This is a genomic window from Bacillus sp. FSL K6-1006 (assembly GCF_038593175.1).
Taxonomy (GTDB): Bacteria; Bacillota; Bacilli; order Bacillales; family Bacillaceae; genus Bacillus; species Bacillus safensis.
This window is the reverse complement of sequence record NZ_CP151970.1, coordinates 245,934-260,399: the sequence shown is the minus strand read 5'-3', so window position 1 is coordinate 260,399 and position 14,466 is coordinate 245,934. Positions and strand designations below refer to the sequence as shown.

Sequence of the window (14,466 nt, the reverse complement as noted above, 5' to 3'; positions counted from 1 at the left end):
TTACTTATGGAAGACCTATGATGAGGTGAAAGAAATGAACGGAATCACGATTCTTGAAAACTTTACACAGCTTGGACAAATCATCCTCATGATTTGCGGCTATGTCCTTTATTGGCAGCTGGTGAAAACGAAGAGAGAACGAAAGCTGTCTCCTTATGAGCGCATGTTAAAATTCTTTGTCATGTTCGGTTTAATATCCTGGGGGGTATCATATTGGGCGCTGGCACTGTGGGCGTAAATTGAAAAAAGGAAGAGCTGCCCGTGCAGGACTTGCTCTTCCTTTTATTACGTGTGATTTGATGAACCTGCCGGCTGTTCTTTCTTGATCACATATTGATAGCTCTTGACATGTGTCCCATTTTGGTTCACAAATTCTTTATCAAGCGCACGCTCAAAGCCCATTCGTTCATATAAGCGAATGGCGGCCTGCATTTTATCAGATGTATGAAGATACAGGACATTTTCGCCCCATGATTGCGTCAGTTCAATACTTTTACGCAGCAATGACTCTGCAATGCCTTTTCCCCTCACATCGGGATCTACTCCTAAAAACCGGACGATGGCTGATGTAATGCCCATTTCGGGTTTATCATACGCTTGCTCTGATGAGCGGAACATTTGAAGCGTCCCTACGACTTTGCCGCCAAGCTCCGCCACAAGCATCAGCTCCATGTTCGGATTATCTACAGCTGCTGCAAGCGCGGCAGAATAATTTTGCCAGCCTTCCTCTGTAAATTGAGGTTCATACTGTGCATAGGATTTGATCAGCACGCGTGTGATAGCCTCATGATCTTCTTTGACTGCTTGACGAATGATCAGCTCTTGCTGCTTCATGTCAGCACCTCCTGCTCTCTATTAGTGGATATACGTATCATGCAATCACTGCATGCGATCACCTTACTCTTTTCTCTACTCATTCAATGTAAAGAGTCTCATTCGAAAGATCAATCATTTTGCACGAAATCATCTTTGAAAAATTTTCATTGAAAAGGAACGCTTGATTCATTATGCTGTGTTGAGGAAGTATACGAGGAGTGTTGTCATCATATGAGTTCTTTATCTTATCCCCAAGAATCGAAAAAAAATCGATTTCTCCTTGCCGCATTGCTCGGATCTTTAACCGCCCTTGCTCCGCTGGCAATGGATATGTATTTACCTGCTTTACCTAATATCGCCCGTGACTTTGAAGCAAGCACGGCGTTGTCTCAATTAAGTCTGATGGCTTGTCTCATTGGACTGGCGCTTGGCCAGCTGATTGCAGGCCCGATCAGCGATACGATCGGCAGAAGAAAACCGCTGATGATTGGCTTGACCATCTTTATTGCGGCATCCCTTCTTTGTACAGTGGTCACATCGATTTGGACGTTCATTCTTCTTAGATTGATTCAAGGACTTGCTGGATCAGCAGGCATTGTCATTGCAAGAGCCATCGTACGAGATCATTATGAAGGATCAGAAATGACGAAATTCTTTGCATTGCTGATGTTAGTCAATGGGGTTGCTCCGGCAGCGGCACCTATCGTGGGCGGACAAATGTTACGGTTCACGACGTGGCAGGGTGTGTTTGTTCTTCTAGGAATCCTCGGAGCGCTAATGCTCCTAAGATCAATGTTTTCATTGAAAGAAAGCTTACCTGCGGAACGCAGACAGACTGGGGGCTTCAAACAGATCCTAGGTGCGATGAAAATTCTAGCGAGCGATCGTCTCTTTGTTGGATATGCCCTATCACAAGGTCTAGTCTTCGCAGCGATGTTTGCCTATATTTCTGGTTCACCGTTTGTGCTTCAAGATATTTTCAACCTTTCTCCACAAGGATTTAGTGCGGCCTTTGCGGTAAATAGTCTTGGGATCATCACGGCTGGACAAGTATTTGCCCGAGTTGCTGCGAAAATTGGTGAAGAGAAAGTCCTTCGCATTGGATTGCTGACAGCTGCATTAGGGGGAGTCACTTTATTTTTCATGATCTCAATTGATGCAGGATTGTACGGTATTCTGATTCCGCTGTTTTTTGTTGTCTCAAGCGTTGGAATTGTCGGCACCTCTGCCCCGTCTCTTGCGATGCAGCATCACGGAGCGCATGCAGGAAGTGCAGCTGCACTGATCGGTGTGGCGCAAATGCTGCTAGGCGCCTGCATGACACCTCTTGTCGGACTAGCCGGAAGCCAAACAGCCTTTCCAATGGGTCTGATCATTATGCTTTGTGATCTAGGCGCACTTTGCTGTTATTTCTTCTTTGTGGCCCGAGCGAAAAAAAGACCCGCATAAGCGGGTTTCAGACTGTTGACAAAGGGCTAAAATGATCTTGATTTTAGCTCTTTGTCTTCTTTTCAGCGTGATAGAAAACCTTTGCAGCCCTAGGAAGGACAAGCATCGGAGCGGAGCGAATTTGACATTCGTGAGCACCGGAGCGCAGAACTGACAAAGAATGCGAAACACTATATATCATATACGGATACTGAGTTTCTACTGGCAAATCAATAGCTATCTCGCTAATTTAGGTCTCAATTTAAAATTGCGTCTGAAGAAAGAATATAGCGAGTTTTGATCTCCATTTTGCAGCTGTGAAGTTTAAAAGTCTCCTTTTACTTCTCTTTAAAGAAATATCATGGTATTTATCGATACACCCTAACATGTCTAAGTACTTCATAAATATGTCTTTTTTTACATCGCTCTTTCTCTTTCCACAACTCTTCTGAATCATTACAAATTATATTCCCCACATAATTTTTGTAACCTCTACACCTTTTACTAGTGATTTAGAATTATTCTCTTAAAAGCAAATACTATTAATAATGTCGATTGTACGGACAATAATTAGGTGTTATTACTCATTTTTGCAAAAATACCAAATAAGGAAGGTAAATATAATATTTACATATAAATAGTTAAATGCAACAAAAATATAAATAGGAGGCAATTTTTATGTCTAAGAAGAAAAAATCATTCTTGCAATTAATATTGATTTTTTCCCTGATTTGTTTTAGTTTTTCTTCAACTGCAGGGATTTCTGCGAAAGAAGGTGATTCTTCAATTGTTCCAATCAAGGGAGATGCTGCCACTGAAATGGTCAATATAGCGCTTGATACTATAGAGAACGGGGAAGTTAAAGCTATAGCACCTGTAGATACATACGGATTGAAAAAATCCAGTGTTTATAAAGTGGGTGGTGGAGTTACAGCTGTTACAGTTCCTATAAATGGAGATTATAGCCTTCCTAGTAATATCACTCTTTTCATTGATGAGGATCATACCGTCTTACAGGCAAATGAAATGTTGGTGACAAAGAATGATAAGGGTAATTTCAAGGTTGAGACTTATGTGGATGGTTCTCTTGTAAAGTCAGTTGATACTGAGCTATCTTATATGTCAGATGAAGAATTACTTGCAGAAAATCCTCCTGAAATTCAAACACAGGGCGTAAAAGCAAAAGCAGCTTGCATTGCATCAGTGCTTGGAATTGGTAGTGGTGCGGCTTATTTAATTGCGGTTGGTTGTGCTGGTTCATGTGCAGCTCCAACGCCGGTTACTGCTCCAATATGTGCAGCATGTATTGGCGCATATGCAGTTCTTGGAGCTGGTGGGATGGGTGCAGTAGTTGCTTGTTTCAAATTATGAGTCTGAGGGTGTTTCTATGAATAAATTATTAGCGATGTCAATATTAGGATTAGGAATTAGTGGTGCGGCTTTAGTTCTCTCGGTCTCTTTGTTATTCAAAGACCCAAACGAAAACTTTGTGCTGATGTTTGCTGCTGGTTCAGCTGGCGCATTCACAGTTTTCACTGTCTCATCCCTAGTTCTTCGAAAACGTTTGAATCACTTAAGTGATAAAAAGTAAATCCTCTCTAAGGGATAAATATACCTTTATAAAAACAGCCAGTTGTCGAAAATCTTTCGATGTCTGGCTGTTTAGTTTCAATTGAATTCAGGTATTGTACAGGGACCTGTATTTCAATAACATTTTTACAATAAAAAAGACACCAGAGGGATCATTCAACGGTAACACATTATCCTACCTCCCCCTTCTCTTTTAAAGTTTTTTGCTTTCTTATATCATGTTCACTGGGTCAAATGGTCATATTAAAGCATACTGTCCAAGATAGAGGGAACAAAGAATATTTGAAAAGGATGAGTAACAAGAAACATCTAAAGAGAGGATTGAAGACAATGGCCAGACAAACCGAAAAATACATGACCAAAAAACAGGCAGCAGCTCTTGTTGCACTTTCTAAAAAAAATAAAATTATTAAGAAGGCAAAATAAAAAAGAGCTTATGCAAGCTCTTTTTTGTTATCTTCATATTCTATAATTTCACTTTACAAGATCCATCATGAACACAGATTTGTTCACCTTATATGCATTGGCAATCTTGCCGGGGTTTGTCTACACGCTGAGACCCGCATAAGCGGGTTTTTTCATTTATTATGGCTTGCTCCAATTGATGGTGCGGAACACGTTACTCTCGTCATTGTTGTAATATGCATCTAAATCAAAGCCTGATAGTCCAAAACCAATTGTCATGACAATTCCTCCGGCAACGGTGAAGATGATCCCCCATTTGATGCATTGCTTTTTTAAATCATTCACGTTCATACTCTCACGACCTTCTTTTTAAACATTCCCATGAATGCCTTAGTTGTTTGAATAGTCATTTGCACAAATAGCTTTGTCAAATACGCCGTGGCTATGCCGCTTAATAATCCGATACCTAATAGAAGAATACCAACGCCAACCTGCGTCACCACCACATGCAAACCGTCCTGAAAAATAAATGGAGAACCAATGATGCTCCAAAAACCGCCGAGCAGACCAGTAAGCGTCAATGCACCTGTCACGAGTGGAATGCACCAAATCACCATATACACAGAAAGAATCAGCAGGAAGACTGTTGCTAGAATACTGCCCCATAACGGAAAGCCTAAAATGAGAATGGAGAGTCTTGTGGCTTTTTCTCCAAACGTCGGCACCTGAACGGTTTTTATACCTTGTTCCTTCATAATCCCTTCAGCGATCATAGCAGGCTGTCCGACTTGCTGAACCGCTTCCTGTTCACTATAGCCATCTTCCTGATAATCCTCAATCATTTCATCGTAGTATTCGATAAACCGATCACTGTCTTTTTCGCCTAGAAGATGCAGATGCTTCTTTAGGCTGCTCAAAAATTCTTTTTTATTCATTGCCCTGTCCTCCAGAAATAAAGTCGTAAATCGCCATCACCTGATCCCATTCCTCTAAAAACTGCGCCATATGCTCCCGCCCGCTTTCTGTCATGCGGTAGTATTTTCTTAATCGACTGTTATGTTCCTGGGAATAGGTCTCCACATAATTGTTTTGCTCTAAACGTTTTAAAATCGGATATAATGTCGATTCTGAAATCTCAATACAATGGGACATATCTTTAATGATTTGATAACCATAGGAATCGCCTTTCTTTAATACCGCCAGTACACAAAATTCCAGTAATCCTTTTTTTAATTGTGCATTCATGTTTACAACCCCTAACTATTTATACTATACATTACATAGTATTGTGTGACAAGAGGTATGGAGAATAAAAAAAAGACCCTTTTTAGGGTCTTTTCATTTTTATATATTCACAAATCCTTCTCCGAACACATCGCGTACGTCATGGACAACAACGAATGCGTCTCGATCTATTTTCTTAATAATTTTCTTAAGGCGCATGAGCTCCTGCTTTTGAATGACCGCGTAAAGAATTTCCTTCGATTCCTTTGAATAATGACCGCGTCCGTTTAAAATCGTTACGCCTCGATCTAAGGTGTGATTGATTTCTTCCGCAATATCATCTTTGCATGAAGAAATAATCGTCACTGCCTTTTTCGTGTTAAGTCCTTCTATCACGAAGTCCATCACCTTTGTCGCCACGTACAGCATCACAATGGTAAACATTAATTTTTCCGCACCAATAATAAAATAGGAAGCAAATACAACGATCAGATCAAAGAACAAGATGGCATAGCTCACGTTCCAGTCTAAATACTTGTTGGCAATTCTTCCGAGAATGGCAGAACCCGCCGTTGTTCCACCTGCTCTGAGCACAAGACCAATCCCAATTCCGATGATAATTCCTGCAAAAATCGCTCCAATGATCAATTCATGAACATTCACGACCCATGTTGTGGTCAGGTGCAAAAATAGAGAGTTACTTGCGACGGCAACCACAGTATAAATCGTGGTCTTCTTGTCTAAATACTTATAGCCGACAAGCAGTAAGATGGCATTAAACACGAGGTTCGTCAGCCACGGTGCAATCTCAAACAAATAATAAAAAATAATGGACAGCCCCGTGACGCCGCCTTCACCAAATTCAAGCGGAATGACAAACATGTTCACTGCTGCGGCAAATAAAAAAGAACCAACTAGAATCATCGCTATATCTTTTACACATTTTTTCAATTTCTTCTTTCCTCCTTTTTTAAGCATATAAAAAACCCTCTTTCTGCACGAAAGAAGACAGTCGTTGGACAACATAAAAATCAAAAGACGGCGCCTTTTGATGAAGCTTTCTGAAATCAATCTTTCCATAATATATATCTCTTTTCAGAGGCTGTCAATGACTTGGTTTTCTATTATTTTGACTGCATTTTTATGCATCAAAACCCGCATGTTTTCAGGGTTTTTCCGCCCTATGATGCTTTTTCCTCTCCTTGACAAAAACACTTTAGTCATTTAAACTACTGCCTCATATCATATCCATCATTTCCGATCTAAAAAGGAGGCTGTTTGATTCCGATGAATCCTATTCAAAGCCGTTTACAGGCTCACGCACCTTTGATTTTAGACGGTGCATTAGCAACAGAGCTTGAACGAAAGGGCTGTAACTTAAACGATCGTTTATGGTCAGCCAAAATACTTATTGAACAGCCACAATTGATTCAGCAAGTACACTTAGACTACTTCAAAGCAGGTGCTGACTGCGCAACAACCGCCAGCTACCAAACAACGATTGAAGGCTTTGCTGAAAAAGGCTATACAAAAGAAGAAGCGATTGAACTCATGAAACGCTCTGTCACTCTTGCGAAAGAGGCACGCGATCTTTTTTGGCAGGATGAAGCGCGTCGTGAAGGACGGACAAAACCATTTGTTGCTGGATCTGTGGGGCCATTCGGCGCTTATTTATCTGATGGTTCAGAATATAAAGGAAATTATGGACTCTCAGAGCAGGCTCTTATTGATTTTCACAGACCAAGAATTCAGGCATTAGTAGAAGCGGGTGCAGATATTCTTGCATGCGAAACGATTCCTTGTCTGATTGAAGCAACTGCCATTGCAAAGCTGCTGCAGGATGAATTCAGCGGTGTATCTGCTTGGATCACATTCAGCGCAAAGGATGGCCTGCACATTAGTGAAGGTGATTCCATTCGAGAATGTGTACAGGCGCTTGAGCCTTATGAACAAATCGCTGCCGTCGGCGTGAACTGTACGCCGCCGCAATTTATTACTTCTCTTATTCAAGAAATGAAAAAGGGAACGAGCAAACCGATTGTGGTATATCCAAACTCAGGTGAAATATATGATCCTGAAGAAAAAGTATGGAACGGAGATACGTCTCATCTTACTTTTGGGGAATGTGCGCATCAATGGTACAAAGACGGCGCGCATATCATCGGCGGCTGCTGCCGGACGACCCCAGAAGATATCAATGACATCTTAAAACGAACCACATCGTAGCATCATGAATCATCACACATACTTCTAAGCAAAAGGGCGGGAAGACATGGAACAAGCAAAAGATCAGTCACAACAATATCAACGAAAAATGACGAGCCGGCACCTGTTCATGCTTTCTCTAGGCGGCGTCATTGGAACAGGGCTCTTTTTAAGCTCTGGGTATACCATCAATCAGGCCGGACCTGCGGGGACCATTCTTGCCTATCTTGTCGGGGCTTTAATTGTCTACCTCGTGATGCTTTGTTTAGGTGAGCTGTCTGTCGCAATGCCGGTCACAGGGGCTTTTCATACGTATGCAACAAAATACATTGGACCTGGTACAGGCTATACGGTTGCTTGGCTATACTGGCTGACATGGACAGTGGCACTCGGTTCGGAATTTACAGCCGCAGGACTATTAATGCAGCGCTGGTTTCCAGACACTTCAGTTTGGATGTGGAGTGGTGTTTTTGCTCTTCTCATCTTTTTACTGAATGCATTTACAGTCAAGTTTTTTGCAGAATCAGAGTTTTGGTTTTCCAGTATTAAAGTGATGGCTATTATTCTCTTTATTATTCTTGGTGGAGCTGCCATGTTTGGTTTGATCCCACTAAAGGGCGGTGAGGCCGCTCCGTTCTTTTCTAATTTCACTGGCGAAGGCGGACTTTTCCCAAACGGCTTTTTACCGATTTTAATGACGATGCTTGCGGTCAATTTTGCTTTTTCAGGTACGGAGTTGATTGGGATTGCTGCGGGTGAAAGCGTCAATCCTGACGAGACCATTCCAAGAGCCATTCGCACAACCGTCCTGCGTCTCGTCCTGTTTTTCGTTGGAACGATCGTTGTGTTGGCTGGCTTGATTCCAGTAGAAGAAGCCGGGGTGATCAAAAGCCCATTTGTCGTGGTATTTGATCGTATCGGGATTCCTTATGCCGCAGATTTCATGAATTTTGTCATCCTGACCGCGATCTTATCTGCCGCAAACTCAGGATTATACGCATCATCTCGTATGCTTTGGTCGCTTTCTGAGGAACGGACACTTCCTAAAAAACTAGCGAAGCTGACGTCAAAAGGCATTCCTTTGAATGCACTCATTTTAAGTATGATCGGTGGGATTCTTTCTTTGCTATCGAGCGTGATCGCACCAGAAACGGTATACCTTGTCCTTGTGTCAATCTCTGGACTGGCCGTTGTGGTCGTATGGATGGGGATTGCTGCCTCACAATTTATGTTTCGGAAAAGATTTTTACAGGAAGGCGGACAGCTTCATGATTTATCCTTTCGAACACCGCTCTATCCAGTAGTTCCGATTGCAGCCTTCCTCCTATGTCTTGCATCTGTCATCGGTATTGCCTTTGATCCAAATCAGCGGATTGCCCTCATCTGCGGCATTCCTTTCATTGCGCTCTGCTATGCTGCCTATTACGTGACAGCTTGGATTCAGAAAAAGCGAGAAAAACCTGGTGTATAAACATCAGGGTTTTTTCATCTGACAAAAAAGGATATCGCTAGTAAAAGAAGCACACTTTGGTATATGATAGGAATCTATGATTTCAGGATGAACCAAGGGAGTTGTCGTGAATATGGAAATGACCATTACAAGAGCATTAAGTGAACTGAAAATGTTAGATAAAAGAATCAACCGAACCGTTGATGAAGCCGTACTCGGTGGATTGATGATCGGGAAACATATACAGCACGGATTTCAGAATCAAGAAGAGATTGAAAAAAAGGCGAAGGCTGATGATCAATCGATTCGAGCTTTAATCAAACGCCGGAATGCCATCAAATCAGCCATCGTTGTATCAAATGCAACCACAATGATTGATGTGGCGGGTGTCCGTATGACGGTGGCAGAAGCGATTGAACGAAAGACGTCGATAGACTACGATATTCGTTATTTACGGAAAATGAAACAGGTGTACAAAGAGCTGGTCGACAAAGCTGAACAAACGAATGAAGATGTGAAAATGAGACTTGATCAGCATTTAGAAACCTTGTTTGGGAAAGATGGAAAGACACAAGCGGCTGCCAACCAAGAGATCGTGAAGTCTTTTCTAGCTGAAAATGAGGCGGTGATTATCGATCCGCTTCGCCTTCGAGTGAAAATTGAACAGCTTTCGAAAGAAATTGAAGATTTCCAAATGGAAGTTGATTTTTCCTTGTCTGAAAGCAATACACTAACGAAAATACAGATTGATTAATTGATTTTGTTAGTGAGCCGAAAATCGATAGGACTAAACACCTTCGAGGGAAAGGTCATTCCCTCCTCATCTGATGATCATCTTAGGATGATCCTTGATAAAAGCTCAAAGCTGAATGTTCAAGGATCAAAGTTCAAGTGTGAAAGTTCTTATCTATCAAAGCTCAAGGTTAAAAGTTAAATGCTCGATCGAATCTGGGAATAACGGCTGATGAGTGTTTGTTTATCGACTCTTTCGGTTGCCGCCCAGCAGGTTTGCTAACAAAAAGAAAAGGATGTCACCTGATGACATCCTTTTTTTCTATGAGATTAATAACGTGATGTATATGCCAAATGGTACACACTTGTGACATTTGAAGATAGTTTGATGTCGTTTGACGTGAACGTCACTGGAACGATATCGTAGTAATGTGTTGACCAGCCTGCATTATTGTATGATTGGTAGCCTGCACCTGCAGGAACTTGAAACGTCAGTGAAAACTGTCCATTCTCGTCTGTTGTGCCTGTCGCTGTTTGAGCATATGATTTGATGGCTGCTTCAAAATAAAGCTTGATCGGCTGATTAGGCATGAGGTTTCCGCTTGCATCTTTGAGTGTCCCTTTAAACGTAGCTGGATAATAAGAACCCACGCGATATTTACTGCCATAGCCGTAATTCACTATTCCACTATCGGCTGCTGTGACACTTGTTACTTGAACGGATGCTGGTACTGCACCTGTTTCTTCAGCATGTGCAAAGCTTGGGAATACGAGAAGCAATGATAGAAAGAAAGCAAACATGATTTTTTTCATCGATAAATCCTCCTTTTTTTTCCTACTATATTACTATCGACATTAATTGGTATTTTTCCAGTTAAAAACAAAAAACCTCCCTTTTTTTAGAAAGGGAAGTCCTTTTTTTATTTTTTCACAACCACTTTTACCGCTTTGCTTTCTCTTTTTCTCACATCTGATGCGGTCACATACAAAACTGTTTTGGCTTTTTGCGGCTTGATTTGGGCAGTAAATGCGCCCTTGCTATTGGTTTTGACTGTTTTAATGACTTTCTTTGATTTGTTTTTCACTTTAATGGTCAAGCCTGCACCCGCAGTCCCTTTGACCGCTTTACTTTTAATGGTTACTTTGCTCACTTTCGGTTTAGCTGGTGCTTTGCCTTTTTTCACGACGGTTTTGAGCGTCGTAGCGGCCTTTCCTTTTGACATTTTAATGTGAAGGACCTTGTTTTTGTTCTGATGCTTAATCTTCACACTAAAGGTTCCTTTTTTGCCTGCTGTGCCTTTTCCTAGCAGGGTTTTGCCTCTATACACAGAAATAGCAGCGCCGGCTTTTGCTTTACCTGTCACCTTTTGATGCTGATCTTCCACTTTGTTCACTGATGCATTTAATTCGACAGCACTTAATGCAGCAAATGCATTCAGTCTGCCATGTCCTGTCATCCAATCAATTCCTGGGATTTTCGGATCGACAATTGGCTCCTCGTTTTCATCATAGAAAACGTCGTCTTTTCCATCAATCGATTTAAATGAGATGTCATCTGCTGTACTTTGCAAAAGATTTCTCACTTGATTTGGCTTTAAAGATGGATTTTTAGAAAGCAGTAACCCTGCTGCTGCTGCCACATATGGTGTCGCCATTGATGTCCCGCTCAGGTATGAGACATTCCCATCAGGCATGAGGCTCGGAATATCCGACCCTGGTGCTGACATGCTCAGTCCTTTGCCATAGCTTGAAAACTCAGCGGCAATATCCATACGGTTGCTTGCGCCAACCGCCATTGCGTATTTTGACGTCGCAGGGTAGCCCATTTCTGGTACGCCATCATTTCCACTTGCCACGACCACTAGTACATTTCTTTGTGCAGCATAATTCATTGCATATTCAATCACTCTGCTGTAATAGCCGCCAAGGCTCATGTTGATCACCTTTGCGCCTTTGTCCACTGCATGTTTGATCCCAAGTGCAATATGCTCTGTATCGCCAAAGCCATAGGCATCCAGCACCTTCACCGGAATGATGCCGGTATGTTGGTTAAGGCCTGCCATTGAGTAATGATTATCGGATTTTGCGGCAATGATGCCTGCCACATGCGTACCGTGTCCATTGTCGTCAATCGCATCTTTGTTTCGTCCAATGAGATTCGCACCTAAGTCTGTACGAACAGTCCCGCTTAAATCTGTCAAACGGCTGTCTACACCTGTATCCACAACAGCAATTAATGTCTGCTTCATTTTGCTTGTGCCAATCAGTGTATTCATTTGTTCAAATTTGACGTCAGCGCCTTTTTTCCCGCTGTTTTGCGCACTGTTTTTCAGCGGCCACTGATAACCATACTGCGCGTCGCTGCTTAGCGCACGATAGGTTTGAACAGGCTCTGCAAATTCAACATTTGGCATGCTGGAGAGCTTTCTTGCCGTGCTTTTGATGACCGCTTTGCCTGCTTTTAGTGTCTTTCCAGCTGATTCTTGCCCGGCTGGCACATCATAGACATACATTCCTTTGAATAAAGGACTAACTGACTGTGAGGTCACACGGTTTTCTTGGATGCCGTAGCTTTTCATTTTCTTTTTCGCAGATTGAAGTGTTTGGCCATCCTTTAATTTAAAAATGATCTTATTCGTTTTAACCTTCTCTTCTTTTACAAGCTTTTGTTTCTCTAATACATAACCAACTGACTTTCCTTCAAGCTGATCGATGCCCATTTTTTGACTGACGGCTTCTAATTCCTTTTTTAAATATGCCGGACTTGCTTCTTTGAGCATATCAAAAAGGGACCCGATCGCCTGTTGTTCTTTTTCTGTTACGATATGACCACTAAATGCACCATTTTTCTCTACGTCACTTAGCAGTGTTTTTAATGTGAGCAGATGGTTGTATACCTTTTGCTGCTCTTTTTGATGTTTGATGAGCTTTGATTTGAGAAACGGCTTTGTCTTTTGGAGCAGACGTGAAAGCTTTTGACCTTCTGCCGTTTCATTGAATCGTTTATCTTCAATTGTACGAATCGATTGAAGAATTTCACGCCCGTATTTTTTCTCAATAATGATGATTTCAGGCTCATCTTCTTCAGGAAAAACAGGTTCAGAAGGCGGAAGGTTAGCTCCTTTATATCCGATTGTATATGCCGCATCCTCTTCCTCATCACGGCTGTCTTCCTCCGACCCTAAGTAGAGCACTTTGACATAATAGGGACCTGACCATGCATGCGGGAAGTTGATCTCTGTCTCTCCGCTTGCTGTGTCCACGCGATATCTTGAATATGTGTCATCCTTCATCGCTCTGTCCTTACTTGGATAGACCGATACGGACAGCACTTGTTTACTTTTCACAGAAATTTGCATGTGGGTATGTTTTGCCACCTCTTGTGCAGATGGCGTGATTTGATACCACGACTCTTCCTTTTCATTCTGTAATGTACCTGAGATGACTTCACCATTTTTTAACCCAATGGCTTCATTGACACTTGTTCCATGAGTGGCAGCTGCTGCCTCGTATCCAGGTAATGCTGCCATACATAGAATGATGGCCATGAGTACGATCACACAGGATTTGACCTGCTTTTTGAACATGAAAAGACCCCCTTATCTTTTATGATACCTTGGAAGAATATCACAGAAATACATTTAGTAGAATCTGTTTTTTACATAATTAAACTCGTTTTAAGCTAGGATTTGAGATATTCAGTCAGCAAGACGGATAGCTTCATAAACTTTTTGCCATTTCAAACGGAAAATGATGCTATTTAACCATGCGGAAAAGTACATTACAATCAACTTGTAAGCGCTTAACAAACAAGAGAGAAGGGATCAGCTTGTTCCAAAAAGATCATGTTTTCACACAAGTAAACGGACGATCAAAGAATGAGATTTTACAATACATTTCCGAGAAAGCTGAAGACCTTCAGATTACAAACAATCAGGCGGGGCTATTAGCAGATTTGTTGACACGCGAAGACGAAGTCTCAACAGGACTTCAGCAAGGCTTCGCCATTCCACATACAAAAAGCTCCGCTGTACAAACGGCTTCACTTCTTTTTTTAGAACTTGAACAACCCATTGAATGGGGAAGCTTCGACGATTTGCCCACAAGCTATTTATTTACACTGCTCGTTCCACTAGAAGAAGCAAATGTCACACATCTGAAATTACTGTCAGGTATTGCGACCAGTCTAATGGAACCTGCTTTTATCGAGAAGATTCAACCAGGTCAAACAGCTGATTACTATTACGACGTCATTGAACAACAATTGAAAGAGGGGATTACACAATGAAAATTGTCGGTGTCACTTCATGTCCAGCAGGGTTAGCTCATACTCCAATGGCAGCCAAAGCGTTAGAAAATGCAGGTAAACAGCTCGGACACGAGATCAAAATCGAACAGCAAGGGATTATGGGACAGGTGAACGGCATTACAGCAGAGGAAGCGCAGAAGGCAGACCTCTGCATCATTGCCTCAAATCAGCATATCAACGATGCGGAACGCTTCTCAGGCATTCCCACTGTACGTGTCGAGATCGGACGTGCCTTAAAAAATGCCGAGCAAATTATCACCAAAGCTGTAGAACTTGTTGAAAAGAAAAAGTCTGAATCTCAATAAAC

General features: G+C 41.9%; 16 protein-coding genes. 9 read left to right on the top strand and 7 right to left on the bottom strand.

What is annotated here, in order from left to right; translation table 11 throughout:
- Positions 1 to 34: 34 nt before the first annotated feature.
- Positions 35 to 238: a hypothetical protein gene (locus NSS65_RS01455; protein ID WP_041116516.1), complete on the top strand. Its 204-nt coding sequence runs from the start codon at positions 35 to 37 to the stop codon at positions 236 to 238.
- 47 nt (positions 239 to 285) lie between these two features.
- Here NSS65_RS01455 and NSS65_RS01450 read toward each other — a convergent pair whose 3' ends face one another.
- The gene (locus tag NSS65_RS01450) at positions 286 to 834 is read right to left on the bottom strand and encodes a GNAT family N-acetyltransferase (RefSeq protein WP_326134899.1); all 549 of its coding nucleotides are present in this window, start codon (positions 832 to 834) and stop codon (positions 286 to 288) included.
- Between the two features lie 213 nt (positions 835 to 1,047).
- Between NSS65_RS01450 and NSS65_RS01445 the strand changes: the two genes are divergently transcribed.
- The 3 genes from NSS65_RS01445 (at position 1,048) to NSS65_RS01435 (ending at position 3,835) form a co-directional block, all read left to right on the top strand.
- Positions 1,048 to 2,265 (top strand): multidrug effflux MFS transporter, encoded by a 1,218-nt coding sequence (locus NSS65_RS01445; protein WP_041116512.1) that lies wholly within the window; start codon positions 1,048 to 1,050, stop codon positions 2,263 to 2,265.
- A gap of 657 nt (positions 2,266 to 2,922) precedes the next feature.
- Positions 2,923 to 3,615 carry a hypothetical protein gene (locus tag NSS65_RS01440; RefSeq protein ID WP_326134898.1) on the top strand — a complete coding sequence of 231 codons (693 nt, stop codon included), beginning with the start codon at positions 2,923 to 2,925 and terminating at the stop codon, positions 3,613 to 3,615.
- A 16-nt stretch (positions 3,616 to 3,631) separates the two neighbouring features.
- A complete protein-coding gene (locus tag NSS65_RS01435) occupies positions 3,632 to 3,835 on the top strand; it encodes a hypothetical protein (protein ID WP_034283153.1) in 204 nt (67 codons plus the stop codon).
- Positions 3,836 to 4,419: 584 nt separating this feature from the next.
- Here the strand turns inward: NSS65_RS01435 and NSS65_RS01430 are convergent.
- From NSS65_RS01430 to NSS65_RS01415, 4 genes are all read right to left on the bottom strand, one after another.
- Positions 4,420 to 4,590 carry a hypothetical protein gene (locus NSS65_RS01430; protein ID WP_183002034.1) on the bottom strand — a complete coding sequence of 57 codons (171 nt, stop codon included), beginning with the start codon at positions 4,588 to 4,590 and terminating at the stop codon, positions 4,420 to 4,422.
- The gene (locus NSS65_RS01425) at positions 4,587 to 5,174 is read right to left on the bottom strand and encodes a DUF1700 domain-containing protein (protein WP_326134897.1); all 588 of its coding nucleotides are present in this window, start codon (positions 5,172 to 5,174) and stop codon (positions 4,587 to 4,589) included. The genes NSS65_RS01430 and NSS65_RS01425 overlap by 4 nt, the downstream gene beginning before the upstream one ends.
- Entirely contained in the window at positions 5,167 to 5,484 is a 318-nt protein-coding gene (locus tag NSS65_RS01420; RefSeq protein WP_024424392.1) for a PadR family transcriptional regulator, read from the bottom strand. The genes NSS65_RS01425 and NSS65_RS01420 overlap by 8 nt, the downstream gene beginning before the upstream one ends.
- A 99-nt stretch (positions 5,485 to 5,583) precedes the next feature.
- A complete protein-coding gene (locus NSS65_RS01415) occupies positions 5,584 to 6,414 on the bottom strand; it encodes a YitT family protein (protein ID WP_034283328.1) in 831 nt (276 codons plus the stop codon).
- Between the two features lie 336 nt (positions 6,415 to 6,750).
- Here NSS65_RS01415 and mmuM point away from each other — a divergent pair, with 336 nt between their 5' ends.
- From mmuM to NSS65_RS01400, 3 genes are all read left to right on the top strand, one after another.
- The gene (mmuM, locus tag NSS65_RS01410; protein ID WP_065215435.1) at positions 6,751 to 7,689 is read left to right on the top strand and encodes a homocysteine S-methyltransferase; all 939 of its coding nucleotides are present in this window, start codon (positions 6,751 to 6,753) and stop codon (positions 7,687 to 7,689) included.
- 46 nt (positions 7,690 to 7,735) lie between these two features.
- Positions 7,736 to 9,139: an S-methylmethionine permease gene (gene mmuP, locus NSS65_RS01405; protein WP_024427433.1), complete on the top strand. Its 1,404-nt coding sequence runs from the start codon at positions 7,736 to 7,738 to the stop codon at positions 9,137 to 9,139.
- Positions 9,140 to 9,251: 112 nt separating this feature from the next.
- Entirely contained in the window at positions 9,252 to 9,872 is a 621-nt protein-coding gene (locus tag NSS65_RS01400) for a hypothetical protein (RefSeq protein ID WP_024427434.1), read from the top strand.
- 308 nt (positions 9,873 to 10,180) lie between these two features.
- Here NSS65_RS01400 and NSS65_RS01395 read toward each other — a convergent pair whose 3' ends face one another.
- Positions 10,181 to 10,663: an Ig-like domain-containing protein gene (locus NSS65_RS01395; protein WP_061110437.1), complete on the bottom strand. Its 483-nt coding sequence runs from the start codon at positions 10,661 to 10,663 to the stop codon at positions 10,181 to 10,183.
- A 107-nt stretch (positions 10,664 to 10,770) separates the two neighbouring features.
- Complete coding sequence (locus NSS65_RS01390) at positions 10,771 to 13,437, bottom strand: S8 family serine peptidase (protein ID WP_342467335.1); 2,667 nt, start codon at positions 13,435 to 13,437, stop codon at positions 10,771 to 10,773.
- Positions 13,438 to 13,679: 242 nt separating this feature from the next.
- Here NSS65_RS01390 and NSS65_RS01385 point away from each other — a divergent pair, with 242 nt between their 5' ends.
- Together NSS65_RS01385 and NSS65_RS01380 are read left to right on the top strand one after the other, a co-directional pair.
- Positions 13,680 to 14,138 carry a PTS sugar transporter subunit IIA gene (locus NSS65_RS01385; protein ID WP_046313691.1) on the top strand — a complete coding sequence of 153 codons (459 nt, stop codon included), beginning with the start codon at positions 13,680 to 13,682 and terminating at the stop codon, positions 14,136 to 14,138.
- Positions 14,135 to 14,464 carry a fructose PTS transporter subunit IIB gene (locus NSS65_RS01380; protein ID WP_046313689.1) on the top strand — a complete coding sequence of 110 codons (330 nt, stop codon included), beginning with the start codon at positions 14,135 to 14,137 and terminating at the stop codon, positions 14,462 to 14,464. The genes NSS65_RS01385 and NSS65_RS01380 overlap by 4 nt, the downstream gene beginning before the upstream one ends.
- Positions 14,465 to 14,466 lie beyond the last annotated feature (2 nt).

Excerpts from the sequence above, each read along its gene's own strand:
- NSS65_RS01455 (WP_041116516.1), top strand. The coding sequence starts at position 35 with ATGAACGGAATCACGATTCTTGAAAACTTTACACAGCTTGGACAAATC.
- NSS65_RS01450 (WP_326134899.1), bottom strand. The coding sequence starts at position 834 with ATGAAGCAGCAAGAGCTGATCATTCGTCAAGCAGTCAAAGAAGATCAT.
- NSS65_RS01445 (WP_041116512.1), top strand. The coding sequence starts at position 1,048 with ATGAGTTCTTTATCTTATCCCCAAGAATCGAAAAAAAATCGATTTCTC.
- NSS65_RS01440 (WP_326134898.1), top strand. The coding sequence starts at position 2,923 with ATGTCTAAGAAGAAAAAATCATTCTTGCAATTAATATTGATTTTTTCC.
- NSS65_RS01435 (WP_034283153.1), top strand. The coding sequence starts at position 3,632 with ATGAATAAATTATTAGCGATGTCAATATTAGGATTAGGAATTAGTGGT.
- NSS65_RS01430 (WP_183002034.1), bottom strand. The coding sequence starts at position 4,590 with ATGAACGTGAATGATTTAAAAAAGCAATGCATCAAATGGGGGATCATC.
- NSS65_RS01425 (WP_326134897.1), bottom strand. The coding sequence starts at position 5,174 with ATGAATAAAAAAGAATTTTTGAGCAGCCTAAAGAAGCATCTGCATCTT.
- NSS65_RS01420 (WP_024424392.1), bottom strand. The coding sequence starts at position 5,484 with ATGAATGCACAATTAAAAAAAGGATTACTGGAATTTTGTGTACTGGCG.
- mmuM (WP_065215435.1), top strand. The coding sequence starts at position 6,751 with ATGAATCCTATTCAAAGCCGTTTACAGGCTCACGCACCTTTGATTTTA.
- mmuP (WP_024427433.1), top strand. The coding sequence starts at position 7,736 with ATGGAACAAGCAAAAGATCAGTCACAACAATATCAACGAAAAATGACG.
- NSS65_RS01400 (WP_024427434.1), top strand. The coding sequence starts at position 9,252 with ATGGAAATGACCATTACAAGAGCATTAAGTGAACTGAAAATGTTAGAT.
- NSS65_RS01395 (WP_061110437.1), bottom strand. The coding sequence starts at position 10,663 with ATGAAAAAAATCATGTTTGCTTTCTTTCTATCATTGCTTCTCGTATTC.
- NSS65_RS01390 (WP_342467335.1), bottom strand. The coding sequence starts at position 13,437 with ATGTTCAAAAAGCAGGTCAAATCCTGTGTGATCGTACTCATGGCCATC.
- NSS65_RS01380 (WP_046313689.1), top strand. The coding sequence starts at position 14,135 with ATGAAAATTGTCGGTGTCACTTCATGTCCAGCAGGGTTAGCTCATACT.